Raw genomic sequence first — 26,518 nt, 5'->3', positions numbered from 1 at the left:
CACCATGGAAACCACCACCGCATCCTCTCCGCTGGCCTCGCAGGTCGACCACCTGGTGGTGGTGGCGGCCAGCCTGGAGCAAGGCGTGCAATGGTGTGAGCGCGTGCTGGGCATCACGCCTGGGCCGGGCGGCGAGCATACGCTCATGGGCACGCACAACCGGCTCTTCAGCATCGCCTCGCCGGCCTTTCCCACGGCTTACTTTGAAATCATCGCAATCCAGCCGGGCAAGCCCTGCACACGCCCGGCCCCGGCCAGGCGCTGGTTTGACCTGGACGACCTCGAGCTGCAACTGCAGCTCAGCAAAGGCGGCCCGCAGCTCGCGCACTTCGCGGCGTCCACCCCCCGCGCCCAGGGCGGCGTGCGCGCGCTGGCACGCCTGGGACTGGACCGCGGCGAGTTGCTGGAAGCTTCGCGCATGACGCCGCAAGGCCTGCTGTCCTGGAAGATCACGGTGCGCGAAGACGGCCAGCGCCTGTTCTACGGCGCGCTGCCCACGCTGATCCAGTGGGGCGACGCCCATCCCAGCCAGACCATGGCGCCCTCGGGCGTCACGCTGCAGTCGCTGCACGCCAGCCATCCGCGGCCCGACGCGCTGCGCGCCGGCTACGAGGCCATAGGCCTGGCCGGCGTGGGCCTGTCACAGGGCCCGCCGAACCTCATCGCCACGCTGCAGACGCCGCGCGGCCTTGTCACGCTTGAATCAAAGGGGATATAGGGCCTATGAATGCTATGTTTACCACGACCGAACTCGCCTGGTTTGCCCTCGCCGCCTTTGTGCTGGTGATCACGCCCGGGCCCAACATGATTTATTGCATCTCGCGCACGCTGTGCCAGGGCCCCCGCGCCGGCCTGGTGTCGCTCAGCGGCGTGGCCACGGGGTTTGTCGTGCACCTGCTGGCCGCGTCCTTCGGCCTCACGGCGCTGCTGCTGGCCGTGCCGGTGGCTTTCGATGCGATCAAGGTGGCGGGTGCAGCCTATCTGCTGTGGATGGCCTGGCAGGCCGTCAAGCCGGGTGGCCTCGCGCCCTTTGAAACCCGTGAACTGCCGCATGACCCGCCGCGCACGCTGTTCCTCATGGGCTTTATGACCAACCTGCTCAATCCCAAGGTCGCGATGTTTTACCTCTCCTTCTTCCCGCAGTTCCTGCATCCCGAGCGCGGCGACCTGCTGCTGCAAAGCCTGACACTGGGCGCGGTGCAGATCAGCGTGAGCACCAGCGTAAACACGGTACTGATCTGCTTTGCCGCGGCGATTGCCGGCTTCCTGAACCGCAACCTCAGCTGGATGCGCGTGCAGCGTTATGTGATGGGCACGGTGCTGGGACTGCTGGCGCTGCGCCTGCTGACCGAAAAGCGGGCTACCCAATGAGCGCCGTACTCGACCGGGCGCCCGGGCTGGAGAATACCGGCAAGCTGCTGCCCTCGCTGCGCGAAATCGAAGACGCGGCCCGCGTGGTCTACCGCGAATTCCAGGCCACGCCGCAGTACCGCTGGGGCCTGTCCAGCCAGCGCCTGGGCACCGATTGCTGGATCAAGCACGAGAACCACACGCCGGTCGGCGCCTTCAAGCTGCGCGGCGGGCTTACCTACTTCGAGGCGCTGCAGCGGCGCGGCGAGTTGCCCGCGCAGGTCGTCAGCGCCACGCGCGGCAACCACGGCCAGAGCATAGGCTGGGCGGCGCGCGCGCACGGCGTGGCCTGCACCATCGTGGTTCCGCACGGCAACTCGCTAGAGAAAAACGCCGCCATGCGCGCGCTCGGCGTCACGCTGATTGAACACGGCGAGGACTTCCAGGAAAGCCGCGAATTCGCCATGGCGCTGGCCGCCGAACGCGGTGCCCACATGGTGCCCAGCTTCCATGCCGACCTGCTGCGCGGCGTCAGCACCTACTGGTGGGAATTCATGCTGGCCGTGCCGCAACTCGACGTAGTCTATGTGCCGATCGGCCAGGGCTCGGGCGCCTGTTCGGCGATAGCCGCCAAGCTGGCGCTGGGCCGCAAGCTGCGCATCGTCGGCGTGGTGAGCGCGCATGCCACCACCTATGCCGACTCGCTGGCCGCCGGCCGCGTGGTGGAAGCGCCCGTAACCACCCAGCTGGCCGACGGCATGGCCTGCCGCGTTGCCGATGGCGCCGCGCTGGACATCCTGCTGCCGCAGCTGGACCATATCGTGAAAGTGACGGACGACGAAGTGGCCCAGGCCATGCGTGACCTCTACACCGACACCCACAATGTGGCCGAAGGCGCGGGCGCGGCGAGTTTTGCCGCGGCCATGAAAGAGCGCGAACTTCTGAAGGGCCAGGTGGTGGGTGTCACCTTGTGCGGCGGCAATGTGGACCGGACCGTGTTCGCGGAGGTGCTGGCCGGGCCTCAAGCCTGAGTTGTCGCAGCGGACGCACCCCGGCCGGTCAACGGCCCGCGGGGATTGCCAGACGCGGCGCCAGGGCTGAGATCATCCGCAGCGCCGAAACTGGGACCAGCTTGAACAGCAGTGCCAGGTGCCGCAAGGGCACCTTTGCCTTGAGGATGGCCCCGTAGTCGCAGGAATCCTCGTGCGGGAAATAATTTTCGCGAACTGCGACGATCTCCCGCCATCCCTTGCCATGGTAGTAACGCAGCTGCGGATCCACAGGCAGGCCTGATCGGGTCGCGCGCGCATAGGCCTCCACACAGGCGCCGGGATGGCGCTGCAGGTGGCGCTTCAATCCGGGCATGGGCGAGCCCAGGAATATCTCGGTGTATCCACGCTTGAGCAGATAAAGGTAGTAAAACGCCAGGAGCTGCACCGCCGCACCGGGCTCCACACTGGTCAGGCTGATGCCGAACATGCAGCGGGTTCGTTTTTGTTGCGGCAACTTCCCCGCGGGCTGGGCATCCAGGCTCGCGCTTTGTGCCCAGTTGCCGGGGTCGGTCCATTCGGCATCATGGGTGGGCTTCGCAAAGACCGAGCCCAGCAGCTCACCGGTGCGCGCGCAGAAAGCGCCGCCACAGAGGTCAGGATGGGCCTCGATCCTCTCGCGGAACTCGGCGGGGCCCGCCGCCTGTTCAGCCGTCCACTGCCTGCGTTCAAGGGCCAGCAGTGCGGGGATGTCGTCCATCCGCAGAAATCGCGTGGTAAACCTGCGTGGCTGGGGTGCTAAAGTTTTCGGCAAAACGGATACCTTTCGCTCGGTCAAAAAGTGTTGGCAGGCAGGTTGGCTCAACGAGCGGCATGGCAAGTGCACCGCCTGCCGGCAAAAGGCATGGCGTCGTGGACGAACTGGCGTATTCCTGTCGAAAGCCAAAGGCAGGTGACTTGCGGCATGGGCCCGAAAAACCCGCTGAGGAAAATGCTGCTTTCCAGGTTGACGACTTCATGCCACCAACCCTTGGGAACATGGATGGCGTCACCGGGTCGGAGGTCAGCAACAAACAGCGACGCCTCCGGCAGCTTGCGCGTTGCGAGCTCCTGGATTCCGATGTCGGCCAGCCGCGCCCAGCGGTCGTACTTGGAAGACATCGCGCCTTGCGCTTCCACGACACCGGGCCGCGCCAGGTAAAAGCGCTTGGCTCCGCGCAGCAGCACGGCCAGGTTGTCCAGCAGGTCGTAGTGCAGGCCGGTGTGGGCGCCGCGCGGCCCTATCCAGGCGCTGCTGGCCACATGGTGGCGCGGGGGAAACAGGGCCTGCATGTTCACGTCGTTTCGCAGCGCGGGAAATTCACACAGCAGGTCGAATTCCTTGAGGTGCGCGGTCTCGGCGCCCTGTTCCCAAATGGACCCGTTGGACGCGAGGCTGCCGACGCAGGCGGCGAAGGTCGAGGTCACGAAACCGGTTTGTCCCAGCTCGCGATTGCCCACCACCAGTGTCACGGGGCGGTCTCCGCCCAGCGCTGCGAGATGGTCAAATGTCCAGCGCTGCGTCGCCGGCCATTGCGCAGCGGCGCCACGAATGACGCAGGGAAGCGGCGAATTCGGGCTCACGGCGTAAGGGGCCTGGCGCTCGTCGACCGGCGCCAGCAAGCCGGGGTGGATGTCCGGAATGGTTGAATTCATTGACGATGGCCCCAAGCATGGGGCCCGTGTATTGCACTGGCATGACAAAACCATGAGCGCCACATCGCCGCCGGGCCGGTCGCACGTGCGACTGGCAGGCGAGTGGTGATTCGCCACAATCCGCCCATGGGAACCCTCTACCTCGTGCGCCACGGCCAGGCCTCGTTTGGCGAAGACGACTACGACGTGCTCAGCCCCATGGGGCGCCAGCAAAGCCTTCGCCTGGGGGAATACTTCAAATACAAGGGCATCGCCTTTGACGCGGCCTTCACGGGCACGCTGCAGCGCCAGGTCAACACCTTTGCCGGCATCTGCGAGGGCATGGGAATTGAAATGCAGGCCGAGCAGCGGCCCGGGCTCAATGAATACGACAGCCATGCGGTGATAGGCGCGATCCACCCGCACAAGCTGGAAAAGCCCGCCACGCCCGAGGAATACCGCGGCCATTTCCGCCTGCTACGCGACGGCCTGACGCAATGGATGGCCGGCGTCGTCAGCCCCAAGGGCATGCCCAGCTACACCGAATTCGTCGCCGGCATCACCGACGTGCTGGACCACATCCGCAGCACCCACAGCGGCAATGTGCTGCTGGTCTCCAGCGGCGGGCCGATCTCCACCGCGGTCGGCCACGTGCTGGGCACCAGCCCGGAAACCACCATAGAACTCAACCTGCGCATACGCAACTGCTCACTCACCGAGTTCGCCTTCACGCCCAAGCGCCACATGCTGGTGACCTACAACACCTTGCCGCACCTCGACGCGCCAGAGCACGCGAGCTGGATCACCTACGCCTAGAAGCTGTTTACGGCCTGAACGCTGACGCAAACCTTGCATCGGCTTCCGTGGTGTTTTCACCATTGCCGGGATCGCGCCAAGCAAAGATACTCTTTGGCACATGAGTGCCGCCCCTAACCCCAGCCTGCTTGTCGCCGGCATACACCTGTACGCCGCCACGGGCGATGCGCTGGCGGCGTCCAGCTACCGCTTCCTGGTGCAGCTCGAGCAGCTCGGTCTGCAGGACGCCGTGGAAACCACGGAGCTCCCCGCGCGCGAGGGCGCCGCCGGGGGCCGGCGCTTTCGCCTGGCGCCCGGCCTGGCCGACAAATGGGCGCCCGGCCTGGACACCCTGGGCCTGGCCGAAAAACTGCAACTGGATACGACGGGCAGCAGCGAGGACCTGGAGCGCGAAATCCTGCTGGCCATGCTGCTGAGCCCCATCGCCTTCGAATTTCCCAGCCATGAGGAACTGGCCTCGGCAGTGCGCGTGCGCCGCAACATCGTGGTCGCCGCGCGCAAGACGGCGCTGGAATTCCACACCACCGAAGTCAACCGGCCCGAGGACTGCTGGACCTACTCCGAGGACGACGGCTTTACCGTGCGGCCCGGCCACGCGCTGATTCCCGCCTTGCAAAAAGCCACCCAGCCCGAGGCCTCGGGCAAGCTGTATTCCTTTTCCTGTTACCGCGCGACCGAGTATGTGATCCTGCTGGCCATCGCGCAGGAACTCGAGACCTGCAACCCGGCCCTGCTGGCCGGCCTGCAGCAGCGCTGGGAGCGGCGCGCCATCATGTCGGGCAAGTTCCACGACGTGTTCCTGCGCGAATACGGCTCCATGGAGCAGCCGCTGCCGCCCAAATACTACGTGCCCGGCGACCGCCTGTGGTTCCGCAACCCCGATGAACATTCGTCCGACGTCTCAGGCTATGAAGGCTCCTGGGTGTTTTACATCGGCAACGGGCTGTTCACCAACTTCTGGAAACGCGAGCAGCCCTACTCGCTGACGGCCAAATGCCTGGAGCTGTTTCACTGGCGGCACGCGACCTATACCGACGAAGCCGGGGAGCTGCGCATCAATGAAAGCATTGTCGAAGCCGGCGTCAAGGCCTCCAGCGCCGACCCGGCCGAGACGGCACGCATACTCGAGCTGATGCTGCGCATGCGCGAGCCCAAGGGCGTGTACCAGTCGGGCGGCTGCATAGACACCTCGCGCGAGTACCCGCGCTGGATGCGGCCCGGCACGGCGGACATGGTGCTGCCGCCCGTTTGAAGGGCCGGCTTATTGAGAAGCGCTCACGCGCCAGACGGCATTGCCCACATCGTCGGCCACCAGCAACGCGCCGCGCCTGTCCATCGCCACGCCCACAGGCCTGCCGTAGGCATGGCCCTCGGGGCTCAGGAAGCCGCTCAGCACGTCGATCGGCAAACCCGCAGGCAAGCCGTTTTCGAAGGGCACAAACACCACCTTGTAGCCGCTGTGGGGCACCCGGTTCCAGGAGCCGTGCTCGCCGACGAACACGCCGGATGCCAGCAGAGGCGGCAACGCCCTGCCTTCCGAGAACGCCATGCCCAGCGGCGCCACATGCGAGCCCAGCGCATAGTCGGGTGAAACCGCCTTGGCAACCAGGTCGGGCCGCGGCGGCCGCACGCGCTCGTCCACATTCTTGCCGTAGTAGCTGTAGGGCCAGCCGTAAAACACGCCGTCACGCACCGACGTCAGGTAGTCGGGCACCAGGTCGCTGCCGATCTCGTCGCGCTCGTTGACCACCGTCCAGAGCGCGCCGCTGCCGGGCGCCCAGCCCATGCCGTTGGGGTTGCGCAGGCCGGAGGCGAACACGCGGTGCGCGCCGGTCTTGGCGTCCACCTCCCAGATGGCGGCGCGGCCGGCCTCGGCTTCCATGCCGCGCTCGCCCACATTGCTGTTGGAGCCCACCGTCACATACAGCTTGCCGCCATCCGGGCTGGCGATGATGTTTTTGGTCCAGTGGTGGTTGATGGGGCCGGCCGGCAGGTCCACCAGCTTGACGGGCGCCGCCGTGATGGTGGTCTGGCCCGGCTGGTAAGGGAAACGCACCACCGCATCGGTATTCGCCACATAAAAATCATTGCCCACCAGCACCATGCCAAAGGGCGAGTTGAGGTTTTCCAGGAACACGCTGCGGCTTTCGGCCTTGCCGTCGCCGTCGGCATCGCGCAGCAAGGTGATGCGGTTGGCCGTGGGTGCGCCGGCGCCGGCCCGGCCCATGACCTTTTTCATGAACCAGCCGCGCAGGCCCTTGCCGTCCTCGGGTTTGGGCGGTGCATTGGTCTCGGCCACCAGCACGTCGCCGTTTGGCAGCACGTAAACCCAGCGCGGGTGGTCCAGGCCGGTGGCCAGGGCCGTCACGGCCAGGCCGGACATGGGCGTGGGCATGGCGCCTTCGGGCCAGCCCTTGGCCGGCGCGATGTTCACGGTGGGGATCAAGCTTTTTCTGGGCTGCGGCAGCGTGGGGTTGGCGCCCATGCCGGCTTCGGGTGGCAGCACGGCGGTGTCGCCGCAGGCCACCAGGCCGACGACGATGGCAGCGCAAGCCGAGGCCGCAAGCCATGTCTTGATGGAATAGCCGGGGGCGTGCATACATTCTCTCTTGGGTGCCGCGCCACAGCGGCGCGCCCGTCCACTGTGCGCCGCGGGGAATGCCGGAGCTGTCAGCCGGTGGCCCAGCGCCCTGTCAGCGTCGGGCCCGGGCCTCAGCCCGGCAGCAGGGGGAGATCGGCTTTTTTCAGCGTGCGCAGCACAAAGCTGGACTTGCTGTGGCGTATGCCCTTGATCTTGTAGAGCCGCTCGCGCAGCAGGCGCTCATAGTCCTTGGTGTCGTGCACCGCGATGCGCAGCAGGTAGTCATATTCGCCGGACACCAGGTAAGCCTCCACCACCTCGGGAATCGCGGCCAGGGTTTCGCCGAATTTTTCCAGCGTGTTGTCGGAATGGCTGTCCAGCGTGACCTGCACCATCACGGTGTCGCCCAGGCCCAGGGCCTGCGCATTGAGGCGCACCGTGTAGCCCTCGATCACGCCGGCTTCCTCCATCTTCTTGATGCGGCCCCAGCAGGGCGAGGGGCTCAGGCCCACGGCCTGGCCAATGTCTTGCAGGCTGGCGCGCGCATCGGCCTGCAAAACCTGAAGGATTTTCCGGTCCAAAGTATCCATTAAGCTAATTTATCTGATTTTTTCGGATTTACAGATTTTTTATCCATATTCGGCAAATCCGGCAGCAAATCAAGCAAATTATTCGGCCCCGTCCCGGCGATACTTTCTTCCATGGCGGCGGGCTTACCGGTCCGTCCACCAAGACAAGGCCTCCAGCAAGTTACCGCTCGCTGGGGGCTTTTGACTTTCAGGCCACTGAGCACTGCAAACGCAGCTCCAGGCAAACACCATCGTCCAGGTTGCGTGCGGTGATGGTGCCGCCCATCTTGGCCATATAGGTCTTGGCGACAAACAAACCCTGGCCGCGCTGGCCCGGCGCGCCGGCATCGGTGTCGGGCAGGTCGGACACGCCGTACTCAAAAATCTTGCCCAGCATGCCGGCGTCTATCCGCGGGCCCAGGTTGCTGATGGCGACCAGCGCCTCGGGCGCTGCCGTGCCTTCCTGCGCCTGCAGGGACAGCGTGATGCGGATCAGGCTGCCGGGCCGGCGGTAACGATCGGCATTGCGCAGCACATGCGAGACCACGTCCTCCAGCGAATATTCGTCGGCACGCACCGTCACCGGCTGGGCCAGGGGTTCAAAAGCCACGCCGGGAATGCCGGCCGCCGCGGCGTTGCGCGCCACGTGGCGCAGGAATTCATTGGCGTCCAGGGTCTGCACATTGAGCGCGGTGGATTCAAACGCCTCGCTGGGCGAAGCGCTGCCGTAGAGCACGCGTACCGCCTGCTGCATGCGGCTGATGTAGCGGTGGGCCGGGTCGTCGGCGCTGCCGTGCAGCACCATCAGCGACTGCAGCGGCGACATGATTTCATGGCCGACCGCGTGCCAGGTGTCTTTTTCCTGGGCCACGCGTATCTGCTCGCGCCGCACGTCCTCGTTCACGCGCTGCAGCAGGTCCTGCAGGCCGCCGGCCAGCACGCCCAGTTCATCGCCGCCGCGCAGGTCGGCCAGGTCCACCGCCGCCAGGCCGTCGCTGGCGCGCACACCCTTGGAGACGGTGGCGGCGCGGCGGGTCAGCACGGTGATGCGGTGGATGATGCGCAGCTCGATGGCCAGCCAGGTCGCGAAGATGGCCAGCAGCATGCCGCCCACAAACCAGGACACGCGGGTGGCCACGGCCGTGAGGGCCTTGTTGACCGTGCGGATGTCGCCGGTCAGCGTGAGTTCATAGCGGCCCAGCGGCGTGCTGATGATGTCGGTGCTGGTGACGGGCGCGTCGTAGCCCTCCACCTGCAGCCGCCGGATCAGCCAGGCGATCAGCGGCGAGGCACGCTCGGCGGCCTCGGCGCCGGACAGCGCCACGATGTCCTTGCCGGCGCCGCCCGCGCCCAGCTTGCGTATGCGCAGCTTCTCGCCGGGCAGCAGCAAAGGGCTCAGCTCGGACCAGGAAAAAGGCGCGGTGGCGCCCGCCGCATTGCTGTCGAACAGGGGTTTGCCCTCGCCGGGGGCCAGCATCTCCACCTGCACCCTGATCTGGTCCAGGTCGCTTGGCGGCCAGACGATGTCTGCCGGCCCCTTGGCAAACAGCGCCTCGCGAAACAGCTCCACCGGCAGGCGCACGCTGACAAAGGCGCGCCGCGCGCAATCCGGGCCGGCCGCCGGCGTGCCGTCCACGCAGCGGCCGTCCTGCCAGAGCCAGCCGCGGAAATCGCGCACCGGCCGGCTGGCCGGCGTGATGGGGCCGTCGTCGGCAAAACCCACCAGCCGCCCCCGGGTGTTGGCAAAAGGCGAGGCGTTGCGGCCCTCGTCCACGGCCTGCATGGCCTGGAAAGGCGCGATCCAGCGGTAGCGCTGGCCGCGCATGTCGACCGTGATGCGGGCGCGGTGCGCCAGGCTCAAGTCCAGCGTGCCCGAGCTGTGCGACACCAGGGGCCCGCTGTTGAAGCTGCCGACGGCGTAGAGGAAACCGCCGGCAAAGGGGTTGTTGCCCACGGCCACGCACATCGAGGCCGCATCGGGGTATTGCACTAGGCAGCCGGCCATCTCCACCGCCTGCTGGGCCTTGTTGCGGTCGTCAAAATCAAGGGCCGAAAACGGCAGCACCAGCGGGCGCAGGGGCGTGACCTCATGGTCGTAGGCCGTGGGGTTAAGCAGCACCAGCTGGCCCGTGGGATGCCGCAGCTTGGCCGCGATCTGCGCCTGGTTCTTGCGAAAGCCGTCCTGGTAGTTGCGGTAGCTGCGCTCTTTTTCGTCCTGCAGCACGGCGACGGCCAGCGCGACGGTGGCCAGCCCCAGCAGCAAAAACGCGCCGCGAAAGAAAACCCGCAGGCCGAAGGGCACACGCGCCGGCAGCAGGCGCTCGACGTCCAGCCCGGCCGGCAGCTTCACGCCAGGCCCTTGCCGCGCGGGGCGGGCTCGGCCTCGGCCCAGCGAAAGCCGCGCATGGGCACGTTTTCAATGCCCTCGAAGGCCGCGTCGATTTCCTTGAAGGCGTCGCGTATGGTGCTCACGTGCTTGCGGATGTTGTCGCGGTTGCGGCCGCTTTTGACCACCTGGTAGAGGTCTTCATAGCTGACCACCTCGCCGCGGCGCGCATGCAGCGCCGCCAGGATGCGCTGTGCCGTCAGCGGCAGGTTCACGCGCTGGCCGCGCCAGATGGCGGTGTTCTGGCGCAGCGGGTCCAGCTGCAGCTCCTGGCCGTCCGCCGCGGGCGCCTTGCCAGCCGGTTTTGCCTTGGCGCTGCGCAGGATGTCCAGGAAGGTCTCGATGAAATCGGCTTCCTCAAATGTGGTTTTTTGCAGGTAATCCCAGGCGTCCAGGGCTTTCATGATGCTGCGGTAGATGGCGGCCGGCATGGCCGAGACCACCAGCACCGGCGTGCCCTGCCGCTGCTTGTTGATGGCGTTGATGATGGCCACGCCGGCATGGCGTTCGCGCCCCAGTTCGATGTCCAGCACCACCGCGTCATAGCCCTCGCGGGCGACGGCGGCTTCGGCGTCGTCGCGGCTAAACCACTGGTCGACCTGTATGCCCGGCCGGGCCGATTCAATCCAGCCCCTGAGCTGGTTGCTCATGGGCAAATCGTCTTCGATGACGGCAATTTTGGTCATGGGGCGTGCCAAGTAAAGGGGTGGCCTGATTATGGGCGCGGGCCGCCCCCGGCCGTGTGAGTGTTTCTTCCGTTGGCGGATGAATGCCGCCGCCAAAGCGCGCAAAGACACCGCGCAAGCGCATTGAATGCTCCGGGCCCGCTTCGAACAATGGAGGCCAGAGAGAACACAAGACCGTGCCTCTCACCAAACCAGACCGGAGGAGCCCGTCATGAACCCACGTTTTAGCCGCATCGCCCTGCGCATACGCGCCATCTTTTCCAGGGGGGTGCACAGCACCCGCCGTATCGCCGCCACAGGCGTGCGGCGCGCCGCCAGCGCCAGCGGCCTGATGATCGCCACCGCCGCGGCAGGCGCGGCCGGCTACCTGCTGTGGGTGCACCCGCCGCTGGAATCCGTGGCGCGCGGCGACGTGGCCATACGCACCAACCAGCTGACCGGCGGGGTCGACGAGTTCCGCGAGGGCTCGCTGCTGCTGCTGCCCGGCCTGCACGAACTGCGCACCTTCTCGCTGCGCGACCAGGTGTATCGCCCAGAGGGCAGCAGCCGCGCCGACGGCCCCTCGCCTTTCCAGTCGGTGGAAGGCATGTCGCTGGGCGTGGACCTCACCGTGCGTTATGCGCTGGACCCGGCCCGGGTCAACGCGCTGTCGAAAAACCTGCCCGACGACATTGCCGGCCAGATCGTGCAGCCCGCCGTGCAGGGCGTGATCTACAAGACCTTCACCCGCTACACCGTGCGGGAAATTTTCTCGAGCAAGCGCGCCGAGATCCAGCAGCTCATTGAAGCCGAACTCAAACCCAAGCTCGCGGCCGACGGCATCCTGCTGCGCAGCGTGCAGATGGGCAAGGTGGACCTGCCCGCCGACTACCGCCAGGGCATGGACAAGCTGCTGGCCGAGGAACTCGCGACGGAAAAAATGCGCTACACCCTGGCCCTGAAGGAAAAGCGCGTCAAGGAAACCGAGCTGGACGCGATGGCCGAAAAAGTGCGCCGCGAGACCAATGCGCAGGCCGCCGCCAACGAACAGGTGATCGCGGCCCGGGCGCAGGAGGAGGCCATGAAACACGTGCTGCCCTTCAAGCAAAAACAGATCGAGCAGCGCCAGCTGGAGGCCGAAGCCGAGAAACAGTCGCGCATACGCACGGCCGAAGGCAGCGCCCAGGCACGGCGCATCGAGGCCGCGGGTGAAGCCGATTCGCGGCAGAAACTGGCGGACGCCGAAGCCTACCGGCTGGACCGCGTGGGCAAGATCAACAGCGAGCAGATGGCCCGCGAAGGTGTGCTGGTCACGCGGCATCCGCTGCTGATCCAGAAAACCATGGCCGACAAGCTCAGCGACAAGATCACCGTCATCATCGCCCCGCCCTCCACCAGCGGCGGCTTTGTGGGCGCGGGCCTGCTGGGCGGCGCGCCCAGGCCCGGCCGCAGCGTGGCGCAAGCGCCGCGCGATGCCGACACGCAAGACGACAAAGAGGCCGAATAATGATCACCACCGCACTCCTGACCCTGGCCATCGTGACGCAAGACCAGGCCAGCCTGCGCGCCGCGCCGCGCGATTCGGCCGCGCAGCAGGCGGCGCTGTGGCAGGGCGACGCGCTCGAGATACGCGGCCAGCGCATGGACTACCTGCAGGTTTACGACCACAGGCGCGAACGCGCGGGTTTTATCCACGTGAGCCAGGTGCGCGCCGTCTCGCTGCAGCTCGAGGAGGCGCCGCAGCTGCTCTCGGTGGTGCGCTTCCTGCGCGAAAGCCCGGGCGCCGAGGCTTTGGGCATTGCCTATACCGCCGCCTACCTCAAGGCCGCGCCGGCCGAGGCCATAGGCGCGGAAACCTTCGACGCGCTGGGCACCATGGCCGAGCGCCTGGCGCGCCGCGCGTCCATGAAACACGGCAAGGCCACCAGCGATGTGATCTCCGCGCACATGGAAGTGGCCTCCTTTTACGGCGTGGGCTTCAAGGGCTATGAGCAGGGCGGTAGCATGCAGCTTTGCTACAACGGCGAGGCCTTTCGCCGTGTGCTGGCCTTGCCCTCCGACGCAGAGCAGCGCGCCCGCGCCGCCCTGGCCCTGACCCGCCCCGACTGCATGAGTCCCGACCTGCACCCGCAGGAACGCCTGGCGCAGGACCAATGGCGCGCCGAGGTGCTGGACAAGCTCAGCACCGCGCAGTTTGCGAGCTTGCCCGAAGTCAGCAAAAACCGTTTGCGCCTGCGCCGCGCCGGTGTGTTTGCCAGCCTGGCTTTCGAGCAGGCGCGCCGGGGCGAAGCCCCCACGGCGGCCGCCCAGCGCGCGCTGGCCGAACTCGCGGCGGTGAACAAGCTGGAACTGAGCGACAACGACCGCCAGGACTACAACGATGCGGCGATCCGTGTGGGCGCATCGCGCTGGGCCGCCGAAACCGCCCTGCCCCGTTTTGCGAAACTGACGCTGGCCACCGAGACCGGCCAGGCCGGCGAGACCTGCGTGGCGCTCTATGAAAACAAGGCCGACGGCAAACCCGGCAAGGAGGCCGCGGCCAGGCGCTGCACCTACGGCATTGTGTGGGCCGCATCCGCCAGCGCCCACCCCGACGGCCAGGCCCTGGCGCTCGCGGTGCAGCCGCTGGACGCCTGGCGCGAGCTGTGGGTGTTTCGCAAGAGTGCCGGGAAATGGACGATTGAAGTGCTGCCGCCCGCCAGCAACGGCCCGGAGCTCGGTTATGTGGAATTTGCCGGCTGGGTGCGCGGCGCGCCGCAAATGCTGCTGGCCCGCGAGACCCGGATTGCCGGTCGCCTGCGCCGCAATTTCGAGGTGGCGCGCCTGGACACCCTGACGGCCGAGAAACAGGCCGGCGACCCGGGCGCGCTGGCTGCCTTCCGCTGGCAGGACGCCGCGTGGAAGCGCCAGACGGTGATCCTGCGCTAGAAGCTGTTTTTAGAAAGCCGTTTTGTCGCTCAAGGTATCGGCCGGCAACTGGTCCATCTCTACCAGCAGTTGCGCCAGCCCGCGGCCCGCCGCGCCCAGCAGGGCACGGCCTTTTTCGGCCGTGGCGGCGGCCGCATTGCCGGCTGCGCCGTGCGGGTTGTAGTCCTGCATCTGCCAGGCCAGCTTGGCGCTGCGGCCGTCGCCCAGGAGCTTGAATTTTTTCGCGCGGTCCTGAGAGCTCGAATGAAAGTCTTGCGCCTTGGCCATGTCGACCTGCTCCGGCTTGAGCGCCAGCATCATGGAGGTTTCAATCTCACCGGCATGGATGCCGAAGCGATGCTCCTCGGCGCTGAATAAATCGTTCACCGACTTGCCGTCTTCACCCAGCAGCGGCAGGTTGAACCAGTTCACGCTGTACACCAGCATGCCCAGCCGGGCCCGCAGGTCGCGCGCCACCACATCGAGCAAGCCGACCTGGCCGCCATGCGAATTGAGCAGCACCAGCTTTTTGATACCCGCCTGTGCGACCGACTGGGCCAGTTCAGTCCAGAGGCGAATCACGGTTTCGGCTTTGAGCGTGAGCGTGCCGGCAAAGCGCGTGTGCTCGGGGCTGAAACCCACGGCCTGCGTGGGCAAAAACAGGATTGGCTGCGCAGGCGGCAGATGCGGCAAGGTCGCTTGCACCACGCCATCGACCAGCGTCGCATCCACGTTCAGCGGCAAGTGCGGGCCGTGCTGTTCCGTCGCCGCCACCGGCAGCACCGCGATGCAGCGGGCCAGGTCCAGGCCTGCGAAATCGGGGCTTTTGAGCTGGGACCAGAAGCGGGGAGGGGTTGGGATGGGCATAGGGGTATTTTGAGCTATTTGCGCAGGGTCAAGCCGCCGCGGCAGCCTTCTGGATCTCTTCTTTGTGTCCCGCCAGCTGATTCAAATGCCGCCCTTGCCGTTCGGCGCCCTGCCGGCCGGCCCGCAGTGGCGACACCCTATGCGCCGCGCCCAAGGCCTCGGCCAGGCACTGCGGCCTTCCGCGCGCACCACCGGCCAGGTAATCGGCCAGCAGCGCGGTGCGCACATCTTCCGCAGCCAGCCCGCGCACGGCCGTCAGGTGCTCAAACAACAGGTCCACCAGCTTCTCGAGCGCAAACTCATGTGTCTTGCCTGTGGTCAGCCAGAGCCAGTCGCTGAAGCGCAGAAAGTTTCCGAAAGCCGAGCCCGGCATCAGCAGCAGCTTGAGCCCCTGCGCGAAGCGGCCTGAATTCGCGACCATCTCCCAGTAGCGCGCAAAACGGTTGATGCGCTGCATGGTGACAAAGTCGATCGTGGAGTTTTGCAGGATGGTGTACGGCGTTTGCGGGTCGTAGGCCATGGCGAATTCCGCCGTGTGCCTTGTGATGGGCGTGCCGCGCAGGCGCTTGAGGATGCCGAACTGGATTTCATGCGGCGCGAGTTCGTACAAGCGGTCAAAGCCGTCGGCAAAACTTTCCAGGGTTTCGCCGGGCAGGCCGAAGATCAGGTCGGCGTGCACATGGGCCCGGCTTTCATTCACCAGCCAGCGCAGGTTGTCGGCGGTCTTGCCGTTGTCCTGCTTGCGCGAGATGCGCTGCTGCACCTCAGAGTTAAAGCTCTGGATGCCGACCTCAAACTGCAGCGAGCCGGCCGGGAACTGCGCGATCAAGGCCTTCAGGCGCTCGGGCAGGCTGTCGGGCACGACCTCAAAATGCACGAACAAATCGGGCGCCATCCTGTCCAGGAAGAACTGCAGGATGCGCACCGAGTTCTCGACCTTCAAATTGAAAGTGCGATCCACGAACTTGAAGTTGCGCGCGCCGCGGCGGTACAGCGCATCCATTTCCGCCATAAACACATCGAGGTCAAAAGCCCAGGCGGTCTTGTCGAGCGAGCTCAGGCAAAACTCGCACTTGAAGGGGCAGCCGCGCGAAGCCTCGACATACAGCAGGCGCTTGGCCAGGTCTTCAGCGCTGTAGTCGCTGTAAGGCAGGGCCAGCGCCTCCAGCGGCGGCTGTTCGCCGGCAATCACTTTCATCAGCGGCTGGGGGCCGTCGAGCAGCGCGCGGCACAGCCTGGGAAAACTCACGTCGCCCCAGCCGGTGACCACATGGTCGGCCAGGCGGCAGATTTCCTGCTCGCCAGTTTCGTAGCTGACCTCGGGCCCGCCCAGCACGATCCTGATATCAGGGCGCAAGGCCTTGAGCAGGCGCACGACCTGGGTGGTTTCGACCACATTCCATATATAGATGCCCAGGCCTATCACCTCGGGCTGCAGCGCCAGCAGTTCTTCCACGATCTGCGTGGGCCGCTGCTGGATCACGAATTCGCGCAGCTGCGTGGCTTCGCGCAGGCCAGGGCCGCCGTGCCTGTCCATATTCGCCAGCAGGTAGCGCAGGCCCAGCGAAGCGTGGATGTACTTCGCATTCAGGGTGGCGAGGACAATACGGGGCATGACCCTATTATCGGAGTTGGCTCCGAAAACGGCTGTAATCAGGTGGCCGGCGCCGGCCGTCCCCAGGAACTAATGCCCCCACCGCCCGCTCACACCCGCACCATGCATTTCAAGCGCCCCCTGTTCGCCGCCCTGACCGCTACGCTTTTGATAGCTTCCGGCGTATTGCCCACGGTGGCCAGTGCCCAAAGCACACCCTTGAACCTGCCGGGCAAAAGCAGCCGCGGCGCGGCCGCCAGCGTGGTCACCACCGAGCAGGTGCGGGCCGAGCTGCTGGCCTGGGTGCCCGAGGGTGTGGAGCCGGGCAAGCCGGTCTGGGTGGGCCTGGCGCTCACGCACCAGCCCGAGTGGCATACCTACTGGAAGAATTCAGGCGATTCGGGCCTGCCCACGCAGCTCGACTGGCAGCTGCCGGCCGGCATTGACGCGGGCGAGATCGCCTGGCCGACGCCGAAAAAAATCCCGATCGGCACGCTGGCCAACTACGGCTACGAAAAAACCGTGCTGCTGCCGGTGCCGCTGACGGTGGCGCCCAGCTTTGCCGGCAGCCAGCTCGAGGTCAAGCTCAAGGCGGCCTGGCTGGTCTGCCGCAAGGAATGCATTCCACAGGAGGGTGAGTTCGCGCTGAGCATCCCGGTGCGCAGCTCGACCGCCGCCAGCAGCCAGCTGTTCCAGGACACCTTCGCCGCCACGCCCAAGCCGCTGGCAGCCGGCGCCAGCCAGGTGGAAGTCGGCGGCGGCAAGTCCATCAGGATTTCCCTGGCCGGCCTGCCCGCCGCATTGCAGGGCAAGACACTGGCGCTGTATCCCGAAACCGGCAGCGTGATCGAACCCGCGGCCGCCTGGCAGCAGGCCTGGCAGGGGGCGGTCTGGACGGCCGAGGTGCCCCTGTCCGGCCAGCGCAGCGAAAGCCCGGCCAGCATGCCGCTGGTGGTGGCCCTGGAGAACGCGGCCTACCGCATAGACGCGCCGGTAAAGGGCAGCTGGCCCGCGCCGGCGGCGGCCGCCGTGGTGCCGCCCGCCCTCGAAGCGGCCCTGCGCGCCAACGCCTCGGCCGGCGCCGCGCCGGTGCAGGCCGGCGGCACGCCGCCCGTGGGCCTGCTCGCCGCGCTGCTGGGCGCCTTGCTGGGCGGGCTGGTGCTCAACCTCATGCCCTGCGTGTTCCCGGTGCTGGCCATCAAGGTCGTGGGGTTTGTGCAGGTGAAAGACGCCGCCACGCGGCTGACCACCGGCCTGGCCTATACCGTGGGCGTGGTGCTGTCCTTCCTGGCGCTGGGCGCGTTGCTGCTGGGCCTGCGCGCCGCGGGCGAGCAGCTGGGCTGGGGCTTTCAGCTGCAGAACCCGGCGGTGGTCGCGCTGATGGCGGCGCTGTTCACGATGCTGGGCCTGAACCTCGCGGGCCTGTTTGAATTCGGCAATATCCTGCCCGGGCGGCTCGCGGGCTGGCAGGCGAAAAATCCCACGGTCAACGCGTTTTTGTCGGGTGTGCTGGCCACGGCGATCGCCTCGCCCTGCACCGCGCCTTTCATGGGCGCTTCGCTGGGTTATGCGGTGGGCCTGCCGGCGCTGCAGGCGCTGTCGGTGTTCGCGGCCATAGGCGTGGGCATGGCCATTCCCTACCTGGCGGCCAGCGCCATCCCGGCCGTGGCGCGCGTCCTGCCGCGACCCGGCCCCTGGATGCTGACCTTCAAGCAGCTGATGGCCTTCCCGATGTTCGCCACCGTCGCCTGGCTGGTCTGGGTGCTGGGCCAGCAAAGCGGGGTGGACGGCGCGGGCGCGCTGCTGGCCCTGCTGGTGTTGATGGCGCTGGTGATCTGGGCTTTCACGCTGCGCGGCACGGCACGCACGCTGCTGGCGGCTTTTTCCATCGCGCTGGGCGCGCTGGGCCTGTGGGCCGTGGGCCCGAACATCACCCGGCCTGTGGCCGTGGCCTCGGCCGCGCCGGCCGCCGGCGGCTGGCAGGCTTGGGAGCCGGGCCGGGTTGACCAGCTCGCCGGTCAAGGGCAAAGTGTGTTCGTCGACTTCACCGCCGCCTGGTGCGTGACCTGCCAGTACAACAAAAAAACCACGCTGGCCAATGCTGCGGTGCTGGCCGATATGCAGGCCAAAAACGTGGCGCTGCTGCGCGCCGACTGGACGCGGCGCGACCCGGCCGTGACCGCGGCGCTGGCCCAGCTGGGCCGCAGCGGCGTGCCGGTGTATGTGATCTACAAGCCCGGCCGCGCGCCCGTCGTGCTGTCGGAGATCCTGTCGGTTGACGATGTGAGGGCCGAGCTGGCCAAGCTGTGAGATCTTGCCGTTCCTGTCATTGATTTCTTCGCCAAGGAGTTCAAGCCATGTTGAATCGCACCCCCGCTGTTTCCCCATTGACCCGCCGGCAGTTTTCCGGCTCCCTGCTCGCCGCGCCCTGGCTGGCGTCGGCCGGGTTTTCTCCGCTTTACGCGCAGGCCGCGACGGCCGCCGTGGGCCAGGCGGCGCCCGACTTTTCCGCCGTGGACACCGCCGGCAAAACCCACCGCCTGAGCGACTACAAGGGCAAGCTGGTGGTGCTGGAGTGGACCAACCCGGGCTGCCCCTTTGTGCGCAAGCACTACAGCGGCAATATGCAAAGCCTGCAAAAAGAGTTCACCGCCAGGGGCGTGGTCTGGCTGGCCGTCAACTCCACCGAAGCCGGCAGCGGCGACTACCTGGCGCCGGCCAAACTCGCCGGCTGGATGGCCGAAAAGCAGGGCCAGCCCAGCGCCACGCTGATGGATGAATCGGGCCAGGTGGGCCAGCTCTACGGCGCCAAGACCACGCCGCACATGTACATCGTCGGCCCGCAGGGCCAGCTGCTGTATGCGGGCGGCATCGACAGCATTCCCTCGGCCCGCGTCGACGACATCAAGGCCGCCACCAACTATGTGCGCCAGGGCCTGACCGAAGCGCTGGGCGGCAAGCCGCTGAGCGTGGCGAGCAGCCGCGCCTATGGCTGCTCGGTCAAGTACAAGGACGCGGCGTAACCCGCAGCCACGCAGCTCATGACCACCCTGCCCCCCGCCGAGCGCATGCCGCACATCCTCAAGCACTACCGCAACATCGCGGTGGTGGGCCTGTCACCGCAGCCGCACCGCGCAAGTTTTGACGTGGCGCGCTACATGCAGGCCAACGGCTACCGCATCATCCCGGTGAACCCCAACGCCAGCGAGGTGCTGGGCGAAAAAGCCTATGCCTCGCTGACCGAAGCCGCGCGCCACGAAAAAATCGAACTGGTGAACTGCTTTCGCAACAGCGAGGACATTCCGCCCGTGGTCGACGAGGCCATCGCCATAGGCGCCAAGGCGGTCTGGATGCAACTGGGCATCAGCAACCCGGCCGCGGCGGCCAAGGCCGAGGCCGCCGGCCTGCTGGTGGTGCAGGACCACTGCATCAAGATAGACCACCGGGTGCTGCAGTCGCGCGGTCTGCTGGCTTCGGCCTGAGCCCGGGAAAGCCAGGCTTGCGCGGTCGCGCATCGCCGCTGAAAATGCGCCATGTCCCAGCGCACGGCCCCTACCCTCCCGCCCATTCCCGCCGTCCCGCCTTCGATTTTTTCCTTCTTGCGCCCTTGCCTGCTGCTGGCCGCCACGGCACTGGCCGGCTGCGCCAGCGATGCGCCCACCCACAAAGGTGAAGCCCAGGCCGCGCCCATGGCCGCCGGCGAGGTCGGCCAGTCGGACGTGAACCGCATGGCCACGCTGGGCATGCGCGATAACCTCGAAAGCCTGCTGCGCCTGGCCGACAAGCTCTACCGCCGCAACCCGGCTGAATGGCGCAAGACCAGCGCCCTCAGCCGCGACGCGGCCCTGGCCCAGCTGCGCGTGGCCGTGGACACGCGCACGCCCTGGCCGGAGCTGCAGGGCAAGCGCGACATCGCCGCGCTGTCGCTGGCCCTGGGCCCGGACTTCAAGGGTGACCGCGTGGCCGCCTTTATTTATGCCAGCGCCGACATGGTGGTCACGGCCCATGGCGGCAAGACCGCCTTCTACCTGACCGACAGCCTGGACGCGCAATACATCTACAACGCCGCGCGCAATATCGAGATCGCCGTGTGGATGCTGTCCAACCGCCGCAATGCCGCGGGCCAGCCCCTGCTGCTGGCCGACGAGATCACCGAGCGCGAACGCAACCTGAGCTTTGAGCGCGAGTTCGGCAAGGTCATCGGCCGGCTGGATCTGCTGGCCTCGGTGCTGACCGAGAAGTACCGGCGCGCGGTGATCACCTACGTGCAGAACTTGCTCGGGGGGACCTTCCTGCAGTTTTTACCCGTCAGGTAGTCTCTTGTCTTAACCAAGTGACAGCACGGAACCGGCTTCGCCGGGCCGTAGATGTCGCCCCCTGAGGGGGGATCCCGCTACACGAAGTGAGCGGAGAAGGGGGGAACACTCTTCGGGCGGAGACAATACGTCTTTACTGCCAATTTCCGGAAGACGCCATGCCCGACAACTACCTGCCCGAGGTCAGAAACCAGTACGAAGCCCTGCCTTACCCGCCCTGCAACCCGCAGGACGAGCACAAGCGCCTGGTGCTGACCTGGCTGGAAGACCTGCCCATGATCAACCACTACTGCTTTGCCGGAAAGCAGTCTTTCCAGAAGGGCTTCCGGGCGCTGGTGGCGGGCGGCGGCACGGGCGACGCGACGATTTTCCTGGCCGAGCAGCTGCGCCACACCGACGCGCACATCGTGCACCTGGACATGAGCCAGGCCAGCATCGCGCTGGCCCGGGAGCGCGCGCAGATCCGCGGGCTCGGCAACATCAGCTGGGTGCACGACTCGCTGCTGAACCTGCCGGCGCTGGCCGCGCAGCTCGGCACATTCGACTACATCAACTGCAGCGGCGTGCTGCACCACCTGGCCGACCCCGACCTGGGTTTCAAGGCGCTGCTCAGCGTGCTGAAACCGGACGGCGCCATCGGGCTCATGCTCTATGCCACCACGGGCCGCATCGGCGTCTACCAGATGCAGGCGCTGATGCGCATGGTCAACGGCGGCGAAACGGACGCGCAGCGCAAGATCGCCAATACCCGCGACATCCTGGCCAGCCTGCCGCCCGGCAACTGGTTCAAGCGCAGCGAAGACCTGCACCACGACCACAAGGCCGGCGACGCCGGCATTTACGACCTGCTGCTGCATTCACAGGACCGCTCGTACAGCGTGGGGGAGCTCTTCGACTGGCTGGGCGAAGGCGCGGCGGACGGGAAACAAGGCCACGGCATGCACCTGGCCTTCAGCGACGTGCAGCGCGGCCGATCGCCCTACCTGCCGCACATGGTGCTGGGCAGCAAGCCGCCGGCCATGGCTGCGGCGCTGCGCAAGCTGCCGCTCAGGCAGCAATATGAAATGGCCGAGCTGATGGGCGGCAGCATCATCACGCATTCGCTGTACCTGACGCGCAACGCGGCCTGCAGCGCGCCCTACGGCGATACCGACTACGTGCCTTTTTTCTACCACGAGCCCTTGACCGGCGAGATCGCGTCCCAGGTTTTCGGCAACAGCCGCGGCCAGCCTTTTATGCTCAGGCACCAGCACTCGGGTGTTTCCGTGATGGTCAATCCCGGCAAGTACGGCGCGAAAATCCTCGCGCTGATAGATGGCCGCCGCAGCTTCGGCGAGATCTTCGAGCAGTTCCGCGCGGCCTGGCAGGGCAAGGCCGAGGCGCCCGACAATGCCGTGCTGTTTGCCGACTTCGCCGAATCCTACGAGACGCTCAACGCGCTGGAACGCCTGCTGCTCAGGCACGTGTCGGTCGGCGCGGCCGCGAAATAAGCGCCGGCCTTCAGGCCGGGGAACTCCAGAGATCGGCCGTCGGCGAGGGCTGCCCGGCGAGCAGGTCCACGACCACCACCAACTCGCCGCCGAAACGGCCTATGCCCAGGCCGCTCATGAGCTTTTGCTCTTCCTCCTCCGAGGCCATGCGCAGAAAACACAGGGCCTGCTGCTTGCCGGCATGGGCGGCCGGCAGGATGTTGAGCTGCGTGACCGAGCCGAAGCGGGCGCACAAGGTCCTCAAGACGGTTTGCAGGGTGTCGATGTCGGGGCATTGCTGCAACTGGTCGAGTTCTGGGGAGCTCATGGGTCCTTGCCTGGAATAAAAACGGGAACAACGGGAAAGCTGGCGCCGATAGCGCCGCGGAGGTGGTGCAGCATGAAGGGTGATGCGGCCACCCCTCGTGGGGAGCATGCGACCCACAGCGTAGGACAAAACCGTACACGGGTAAGTGACGGAACGTTTTGCAACGCTTTATCGCCAACGCTTGCAAATCTCACGAAAAAACCGCGGCGCGATGCGTCAGCATGGGCTATTGAATGTTCTGAAAAGCAGGTCCTCGTCCCGTGTCCGTTTCCGTTCCCAAGCTGGCGCCCGCCTTCGCGCTCCATGTGCTGCCGCATTCCGGCGCCGACCGGCTCGCCCGGCTGGCGGCCCGCGCCTGCGGCGCACCGATTGCCATCGTCGCCGGCCTTGAAAACGGCGAGGCCCGCTTCGTCGCGGGCACCGGTTTTTCCCCGCAGGAGCGCGAGGGACTGCTGGCGCTGTGCGGCGCCACCCTCGAAACACCGCCGCGCCAGCCGCTGCTGCCGGCGCGCTGCGCGCCCGAGATCGCCTTTTACCGCGGCCTGCCGCTGAACCGGGAAGACGGCACGCTGCTGGGCGTGCTGGCGGTCATGGACAAGGCGGCGCGCAGCCTCGGCGCCGACCAGGAAGAAGACCTGGAGACGCTGGCCGGGCTGGCGGCGGCCCAGCTGGACGCGCAGCCGCAGCACGCCGCGCGGCAGACGGAGGAAGACGCCCAGCGCCTGGCCACGCGCCTGGGCATCACGCTGGAGAGCATCACCGAGGGCTTTTACACGCTGGACCCGCAGTGGCGTTTCAGCTACCTGAACCGCGAGGGCGCGCGCCTGCTGGGTCGGCCGCCCACGGAGTTGCTGGGCAAAAGCATCTGGAAGGAATTTCCGGGCGCCATCAACACCTTGTTCTCCGAAAAGGTGCGCGCGGCGGTGGCGGGCAACTACCAGGTGGAGTTCGAGGCCCTGTATGCGCCGCTGGACAAATGGTTCGAGATACGCGCCTACCCCTTTCCCGACGGGCTGGCGATCTACTTTCGCGACGTCAGTGAACGGCGCAAGGCCAGGGAGCAGCTCATGCTGCTGGAGACCAGCATCTCGCGGCTCAACGACATCGTGCTGATCGCCGAGGCGGTTCCCTCGGGCCGGCCCGGGCTGCGCATCATCTTCGCCAACAACGCCTTCGAGCAGCACACGGGTTACAGCCTGGCCGAGGCGCTGGGCCATTCGCCGCGCCTGCTGTGCGGGCCGCTGACGCAGCGCGGCGAGCTCGAGCGCATACGCAACGCCTTCCAGAAGGGCGAGCCGGTGCAGGCCGAACTCATCACCTACAAAAAGAACGGCCGGCATTTCTGGATGGAGGTCGACATCGTGCCGGTGGCCGACGACGCCGGCGTGTTTTTCACCCACTGGGTGGCGGTGGGCCGCGACATCACGCGGCGCAAGGTGGCGGAAAGCGAGATCAAGCACCTGGCCTTTTACGACCCGTTGACCCAGCTGCCGAACCGCCAGCTGCTGATGGACAGGCTGGACAAGGCGCTGGTCCACAACCGCCGCCACCCGCGCGAAGGCGCGCTGATGTTCATAGACCTGGACAACTTCAAGACGCTCAACGACACCATGGGCCACCAGAAGGGCGACCTGCTGCTGCAGCAGGTGGCCAAGCGCCTGGCGGCCTGCGTGCGGCAGACCGACACGGTGGCGCGCCTGGGCGGCGACGAGTTTGTGGTGATGCTGGAAGACCTGGGCCAGGACCCGCGCGAAGCGACCGTGAAAGCCGAGATCGTGAGCGGGCAGATCCTGGCCGCGCTCAGCGAGCCCTACAGCCTGGCGGGCTACCAGCACTACAGCACCTGCAGCATAGGCGTGACCGCCTTCAACCAGACGCTCAACAACATCGGCGACCTGCTCAAGCAGGCCGACCTCGCCATGTACCAGGCCAAGATGGCCGGGCGCAACACGGTCTGCTTCTTCAACCCGGCCATGCAGGCGGCCGTGACGGCCAGCGCCGCGCTGCAATCCGACCTGCGCCGCGGCCTGCGCGAAAAGCAGTTCCTGCTGTACTACCAGCCGCAGGTGGGCCGCGACGGTCGCATGACGGGCGTGGAGGCGCTGCTGCGCTGGCAGCACGGCGAACGCGGCCTGGTGCAGCCCGCCGAGTTCATCCCGGCCGCCGAAGACGCCGGGCTGATCTTGCCGCTGGGCCAGTGGGCGCTGGAAACCGCCTGCCGCCAGCTCGCGGCCTGGGCGCAGCGCCCCGAAACCGCGGCGCTCAGCATCGCGGTCAACGTCAGCGTGCGGCAGTTCCGCCACCCGGAGTTCGTCGACCTGGTGATGGCCGCGCTGAAGGAAACCCAGGTCAGCCCGCACAAGCTCAAGCTGGAGCTGACCGAAAGCCTGCTGGCCGAGGACATGGAAATCACCATCACCAAGATGGCCCGCCTCAAGAAGATGGGCGTGACCCTGTCGCTCGACGATTTCGGCATGGGTTATTCGTCGCTCTCCTGCCTCAAGCGCCTGCCGCTGGACCAGCTCAAGATCGACAAGTCCTTTGTCGAAGACATCCTGCGCGACCCCAACGACGCGGCCATCGCGCGCACCATCATCGGCCTGGCGCAAAGCCTGGGGCTGGGCGTGGTGGCCGAGGGCGTGGAGACCGAGGCGCAGCGCGACTTCCTGTCGCGCCACGGCTGCGACTGCTACCAGGGCTACCTGTTCTGCAAGCCGCTGCCGATTGACGAGCTGGAAGCCTTTATCAAGACGCTGCGCATGTGAGCGCGTGCGACGGCGCGGCTTTGTGGTGTTCCAGCCGGAAGATCACTTCCTTGACGATGCCGTACATCAGGGCCCGGTCGCGGCTCGGGTGGTCGGAAAAATGCACATGCGTGGCGCCCAGGGTCGCGCCTTCGGCGTCAAACCCCACGCTGATGCCATGGGCCGCCAGCAGCGGCCCGCAGGCCGCCCAGTCACGCGTCCACTGCGGCAGGGCCTGGGCGCTGTCCCAGAGCGTGCCCGCGCTTTCGTAGCATTCCTCGATGTGCGTGTGGCCCAGCAACTGCGCCAGGTGCCGCTCCTTGGCGATGCAGCTGCGGAAATACTCCTGGTCGTTCATGCGCATGGAATGCTCCTGGAAAGCCCTTGCGGCCATGGTAAATCCGAACCGGCATCAGTGCCAGTTCCAGCACCAGCCCAAGCACCGGCACCCGTGTCAATGGACACAAAGCCAACCTGAGACAATCAGTGCATGTTCGCACCCCTTCAAAACGACACTTTTTTGCGCGCCTGCCTGCGCCAGGCCACCCCCCACACCCCCGTCTGGCTGATGCGCCAGGCCGGCCGCTATTTGCCCGAATACCGCGCCACGCGGGCCCAGGCCGGCAGCTTCATGGGCCTGGCCACCAACACCGACTACGCCACCGAGGTCACGCTGCAGCCGCTGGAGCGCTACCCGCTGGACGCGGCCATCCTGTTCAGCGACATCCTGACCGTGCCCGACGCCATGGGCCTGGGCCTGTCTTTCGCGCTGGGCGAAGGCCCGCGCTTCGCCACCCCGGTGCGCGACGAGGCCGCCGTGGCCAAACTGCAGGTGCCGGACCTGGCCAAGCTGCGCTATGTCTTTGACGCCGTCACCTCCATCCGCAAGGCCCTGAACGGCCGCGTGCCGCTGATCGGCTTTTCCGGCAGCCCCTGGACGCTGGCCTGCTACATGGTCGAAGGCGCCGGTTCCGACGACTACCGCCTGGTCAAGACCATGCTCTACCAGCGCCCCGACCTGATGCACAAGATGCTGGCCGTCAACGCCGACGCGGTGGCCGCCTACCTGAACGCGCAGATCGAGGCCGGCGCCCAGGCGGTGATGATTTTCGACAGCTGGGGCGGCGTGCTGGCCGACGCGGCCTTCAAGACCTTCAGCCTGGCCTACACGGCCCGGGTGCTGGCCCAGCTCAAGCGCGAGCATGAGGGCGTGAAAATCCCGCGCCTGGTGTTCACCAAGGGCGGCGGCCAGTGGCTGGGGGG

Annotated in this window: 24 protein-coding genes; 14 read left to right on the top strand and 10 right to left on the bottom strand. The window is 66.8% G+C overall.

Annotated elements, in window-relative coordinates:
* Window positions 1-4: 4 nt before the first annotated feature.
* The 3 genes from PMI15_RS01695 to PMI15_RS01685 are packed head-to-tail and all read left to right on the top strand — an operon-like array spanning window position 5 to window position 2,381.
* Window positions 5-718, top strand: a complete 714-nt coding sequence (locus tag PMI15_RS01695; RefSeq protein ID WP_007862961.1) for a VOC family protein — start codon at window positions 5-7, stop codon at window positions 716-718.
* Window positions 719-732: 14 nt separating this feature from the next.
* The gene (locus PMI15_RS01690; protein WP_036837107.1) at window positions 733-1,371 is read left to right on the top strand and encodes a LysE family translocator; all 639 of its coding nucleotides are present in this window, start codon (window positions 733-735) and stop codon (window positions 1,369-1,371) included.
* On the top strand, window positions 1,368-2,381 hold the full coding sequence (locus tag PMI15_RS01685; protein ID WP_007862959.1) for a threonine dehydratase: 1,014 nt from the start codon (window positions 1,368-1,370) through the stop codon (window positions 2,379-2,381). Before PMI15_RS01690 ends, PMI15_RS01685 begins: the two co-directional genes overlap by 4 nt.
* Before the next feature lie 28 nt (window positions 2,382-2,409).
* Here PMI15_RS01685 and PMI15_RS01680 read toward each other — a convergent pair whose 3' ends face one another.
* On the bottom strand, window positions 2,410-3,099 hold the full coding sequence (locus tag PMI15_RS01680) for a hypothetical protein (protein ID WP_007862958.1): 690 nt from the start codon (window positions 3,097-3,099) through the stop codon (window positions 2,410-2,412).
* A 101-nt stretch (window positions 3,100-3,200) separates the two neighbouring features.
* On the bottom strand, window positions 3,201-4,034 hold the full coding sequence (locus PMI15_RS01675) for a cupin-like domain-containing protein (RefSeq protein WP_007862957.1): 834 nt from the start codon (window positions 4,032-4,034) through the stop codon (window positions 3,201-3,203).
* A gap of 126 nt (window positions 4,035-4,160) precedes the next feature.
* On the opposite strand from PMI15_RS01675, the gene PMI15_RS01670 reads away from it, so the two are divergent.
* Both PMI15_RS01670 and PMI15_RS01665 read left to right on the top strand, forming a co-directional pair.
* On the top strand, window positions 4,161-4,829 hold the full coding sequence (locus PMI15_RS01670) for a histidine phosphatase family protein (protein ID WP_007862956.1): 669 nt from the start codon (window positions 4,161-4,163) through the stop codon (window positions 4,827-4,829).
* A gap of 100 nt (window positions 4,830-4,929) precedes the next feature.
* The gene (locus tag PMI15_RS01665) at window positions 4,930-6,081 is read left to right on the top strand and encodes a hypothetical protein (protein ID WP_007862955.1); all 1,152 of its coding nucleotides are present in this window, start codon (window positions 4,930-4,932) and stop codon (window positions 6,079-6,081) included.
* Between the two features lie 9 nt (window positions 6,082-6,090).
* Here PMI15_RS01665 and PMI15_RS01660 read toward each other — a convergent pair whose 3' ends face one another.
* The 4 genes from PMI15_RS01660 to PMI15_RS01645 form a co-directional block, all read right to left on the bottom strand.
* Window positions 6,091-7,428 (bottom strand): sorbosone dehydrogenase family protein, encoded by a 1,338-nt coding sequence (locus PMI15_RS01660; RefSeq protein WP_007862954.1) that lies wholly within the window; start codon window positions 7,426-7,428, stop codon window positions 6,091-6,093.
* 113 nt (window positions 7,429-7,541) lie between these two features.
* Window positions 7,542-8,000, bottom strand: a complete 459-nt coding sequence (locus PMI15_RS01655) for an Lrp/AsnC family transcriptional regulator (RefSeq protein ID WP_007862953.1) — start codon at window positions 7,998-8,000, stop codon at window positions 7,542-7,544.
* Window positions 8,001-8,187: 187 nt separating this feature from the next.
* Window positions 8,188-10,329 carry a sensor histidine kinase KdpD gene (locus PMI15_RS01650; protein ID WP_007862951.1) on the bottom strand — a complete coding sequence of 714 codons (2,142 nt, stop codon included), beginning with the start codon at window positions 10,327-10,329 and terminating at the stop codon, window positions 8,188-8,190.
* Entirely contained in the window at window positions 10,326-11,051 is a 726-nt protein-coding gene (locus PMI15_RS01645) for a response regulator transcription factor (RefSeq protein WP_007862950.1), read from the bottom strand. Before PMI15_RS01645 ends, PMI15_RS01650 begins: the two co-directional genes overlap by 4 nt.
* A 211-nt stretch (window positions 11,052-11,262) precedes the next feature.
* Here PMI15_RS01645 and PMI15_RS01640 point away from each other — a divergent pair, with 211 nt between their 5' ends.
* On the top strand, window positions 11,263-12,537 hold the full coding sequence (locus PMI15_RS01640) for an SPFH domain-containing protein (protein ID WP_007862949.1): 1,275 nt from the start codon (window positions 11,263-11,265) through the stop codon (window positions 12,535-12,537).
* Window positions 12,537-13,958 (top strand): hypothetical protein, encoded by a 1,422-nt coding sequence (locus tag PMI15_RS01635; protein ID WP_007862948.1) that lies wholly within the window; start codon window positions 12,537-12,539, stop codon window positions 13,956-13,958. The genes PMI15_RS01640 and PMI15_RS01635 overlap by 1 nt, the downstream gene beginning before the upstream one ends.
* Window positions 13,959-13,967: 9 nt before the next feature.
* Here PMI15_RS01635 and PMI15_RS01630 read toward each other — a convergent pair whose 3' ends face one another.
* Both PMI15_RS01630 and PMI15_RS01625 read right to left on the bottom strand, forming a co-directional pair.
* Complete coding sequence (locus tag PMI15_RS01630) at window positions 13,968-14,804, bottom strand: creatininase family protein (protein ID WP_007862947.1); 837 nt, start codon at window positions 14,802-14,804, stop codon at window positions 13,968-13,970.
* Between the two features lie 28 nt (window positions 14,805-14,832).
* Window positions 14,833-16,419, bottom strand: coding sequence for a radical SAM protein (locus PMI15_RS01625; protein WP_007862946.1), 1,587 nt, complete (start codon window positions 16,417-16,419; stop codon window positions 14,833-14,835).
* Window positions 16,420-16,521: 102 nt separating this feature from the next.
* Between PMI15_RS01625 and PMI15_RS01620 the strand changes: the two genes are divergently transcribed.
* The 5 genes from PMI15_RS01620 to PMI15_RS01600 all read left to right on the top strand — a co-directional run bounded on the left by PMI15_RS01620 (window position 16,522) and on the right by PMI15_RS01600 (window position 22,204).
* A complete protein-coding gene (locus tag PMI15_RS01620; protein ID WP_007862945.1) occupies window positions 16,522-18,708 on the top strand; it encodes a protein-disulfide reductase DsbD in 2,187 nt (728 codons plus the stop codon).
* 47 nt (window positions 18,709-18,755) lie between these two features.
* Entirely contained in the window at window positions 18,756-19,421 is a 666-nt protein-coding gene (locus PMI15_RS01615; RefSeq protein WP_007862943.1) for a thioredoxin family protein, read from the top strand.
* An 18-nt stretch (window positions 19,422-19,439) separates the two neighbouring features.
* The gene (locus PMI15_RS01610) at window positions 19,440-19,880 is read left to right on the top strand and encodes a CoA-binding protein (protein ID WP_007862942.1); all 441 of its coding nucleotides are present in this window, start codon (window positions 19,440-19,442) and stop codon (window positions 19,878-19,880) included.
* Window positions 19,881-19,931: 51 nt separating this feature from the next.
* Window positions 19,932-20,714 (top strand): hypothetical protein, encoded by a 783-nt coding sequence (locus tag PMI15_RS01605; protein WP_007862941.1) that lies wholly within the window; start codon window positions 19,932-19,934, stop codon window positions 20,712-20,714.
* A gap of 158 nt (window positions 20,715-20,872) precedes the next feature.
* Window positions 20,873-22,204, top strand: a complete 1,332-nt coding sequence (locus PMI15_RS01600) for a class I SAM-dependent methyltransferase (RefSeq protein ID WP_007862940.1) — start codon at window positions 20,873-20,875, stop codon at window positions 22,202-22,204.
* Between the two features lie 10 nt (window positions 22,205-22,214).
* Here the strand turns inward: PMI15_RS01600 and PMI15_RS01595 are convergent, their stop codons facing one another.
* Window positions 22,215-22,511: a hypothetical protein gene (locus PMI15_RS01595; RefSeq protein WP_007862939.1), complete on the bottom strand. Its 297-nt coding sequence runs from the start codon at window positions 22,509-22,511 to the stop codon at window positions 22,215-22,217.
* A 260-nt stretch (window positions 22,512-22,771) separates the two neighbouring features.
* Here PMI15_RS01595 and PMI15_RS01590 point away from each other — a divergent pair, with 260 nt between their 5' ends.
* A complete protein-coding gene (locus tag PMI15_RS01590) occupies window positions 22,772-25,276 on the top strand; it encodes an EAL domain-containing protein (protein WP_007862938.1) in 2,505 nt (834 codons plus the stop codon).
* Here PMI15_RS01590 and PMI15_RS01585 read toward each other — a convergent pair.
* The gene (locus PMI15_RS01585; protein WP_007862937.1) at window positions 25,257-25,619 is read right to left on the bottom strand and encodes a hypothetical protein; all 363 of its coding nucleotides are present in this window, start codon (window positions 25,617-25,619) and stop codon (window positions 25,257-25,259) included. The two genes, PMI15_RS01590 and PMI15_RS01585, sit on opposite strands and share 20 nt — an antisense overlap.
* Before the next feature lie 126 nt (window positions 25,620-25,745).
* On the opposite strand from PMI15_RS01585, the gene hemE reads away from it, so the two are divergent.
* The coding region (gene hemE, locus PMI15_RS01580) for a uroporphyrinogen decarboxylase (RefSeq protein ID WP_007862936.1) at window positions 25,746-26,518 on the top strand (773 nt) is incomplete at its 3' end.

Origin of the sequence: Polaromonas sp. CF318 (genome assembly GCF_000282655.1) — a bacterium.
In the GTDB taxonomy this organism is placed as follows: Bacteria; Pseudomonadota; Gammaproteobacteria; order Burkholderiales; family Burkholderiaceae_C; genus Polaromonas.
This window is presented reverse-complemented; position numbering and strand designations above follow the sequence as displayed.

Excerpts from the sequence above, each read along its gene's own strand:
- PMI15_RS01695 (WP_007862961.1), top strand. The coding sequence starts at position 5 with ATGGAAACCACCACCGCATCCTCTCCGCTGGCCTCGCAGGTCGACCAC.
- PMI15_RS01690 (WP_036837107.1), top strand. The coding sequence starts at position 733 with ATGTTTACCACGACCGAACTCGCCTGGTTTGCCCTCGCCGCCTTTGTG.
- PMI15_RS01685 (WP_007862959.1), top strand. The coding sequence starts at position 1,368 with ATGAGCGCCGTACTCGACCGGGCGCCCGGGCTGGAGAATACCGGCAAG.
- PMI15_RS01680 (WP_007862958.1), bottom strand. The coding sequence starts at position 3,099 with ATGGACGACATCCCCGCACTGCTGGCCCTTGAACGCAGGCAGTGGACG.
- PMI15_RS01675 (WP_007862957.1), bottom strand. The coding sequence starts at position 4,034 with ATGAATTCAACCATTCCGGACATCCACCCCGGCTTGCTGGCGCCGGTC.
- PMI15_RS01670 (WP_007862956.1), top strand. The coding sequence starts at position 4,161 with ATGGGAACCCTCTACCTCGTGCGCCACGGCCAGGCCTCGTTTGGCGAA.
- PMI15_RS01665 (WP_007862955.1), top strand. The coding sequence starts at position 4,930 with ATGAGTGCCGCCCCTAACCCCAGCCTGCTTGTCGCCGGCATACACCTG.
- PMI15_RS01660 (WP_007862954.1), bottom strand. The coding sequence starts at position 7,428 with ATGCACGCCCCCGGCTATTCCATCAAGACATGGCTTGCGGCCTCGGCT.
- PMI15_RS01655 (WP_007862953.1), bottom strand. The coding sequence starts at position 8,000 with ATGGATACTTTGGACCGGAAAATCCTTCAGGTTTTGCAGGCCGATGCG.
- PMI15_RS01645 (WP_007862950.1), bottom strand. The coding sequence starts at position 11,051 with ATGACCAAAATTGCCGTCATCGAAGACGATTTGCCCATGAGCAACCAG.
- PMI15_RS01640 (WP_007862949.1), top strand. The coding sequence starts at position 11,263 with ATGAACCCACGTTTTAGCCGCATCGCCCTGCGCATACGCGCCATCTTT.
- PMI15_RS01635 (WP_007862948.1), top strand. The coding sequence starts at position 12,537 with ATGATCACCACCGCACTCCTGACCCTGGCCATCGTGACGCAAGACCAG.
- PMI15_RS01630 (WP_007862947.1), bottom strand. The coding sequence starts at position 14,804 with ATGCCCATCCCAACCCCTCCCCGCTTCTGGTCCCAGCTCAAAAGCCCC.
- PMI15_RS01625 (WP_007862946.1), bottom strand. The coding sequence starts at position 16,419 with ATGCCCCGTATTGTCCTCGCCACCCTGAATGCGAAGTACATCCACGCT.
- PMI15_RS01620 (WP_007862945.1), top strand. The coding sequence starts at position 16,522 with ATGCATTTCAAGCGCCCCCTGTTCGCCGCCCTGACCGCTACGCTTTTG.
- PMI15_RS01615 (WP_007862943.1), top strand. The coding sequence starts at position 18,756 with ATGTTGAATCGCACCCCCGCTGTTTCCCCATTGACCCGCCGGCAGTTT.
- PMI15_RS01610 (WP_007862942.1), top strand. The coding sequence starts at position 19,440 with ATGACCACCCTGCCCCCCGCCGAGCGCATGCCGCACATCCTCAAGCAC.
- PMI15_RS01605 (WP_007862941.1), top strand. The coding sequence starts at position 19,932 with ATGTCCCAGCGCACGGCCCCTACCCTCCCGCCCATTCCCGCCGTCCCG.
- PMI15_RS01600 (WP_007862940.1), top strand. The coding sequence starts at position 20,873 with ATGCCCGACAACTACCTGCCCGAGGTCAGAAACCAGTACGAAGCCCTG.
- PMI15_RS01595 (WP_007862939.1), bottom strand. The coding sequence starts at position 22,511 with ATGAGCTCCCCAGAACTCGACCAGTTGCAGCAATGCCCCGACATCGAC.
- PMI15_RS01585 (WP_007862937.1), bottom strand. The coding sequence starts at position 25,619 with ATGCGCATGAACGACCAGGAGTATTTCCGCAGCTGCATCGCCAAGGAG.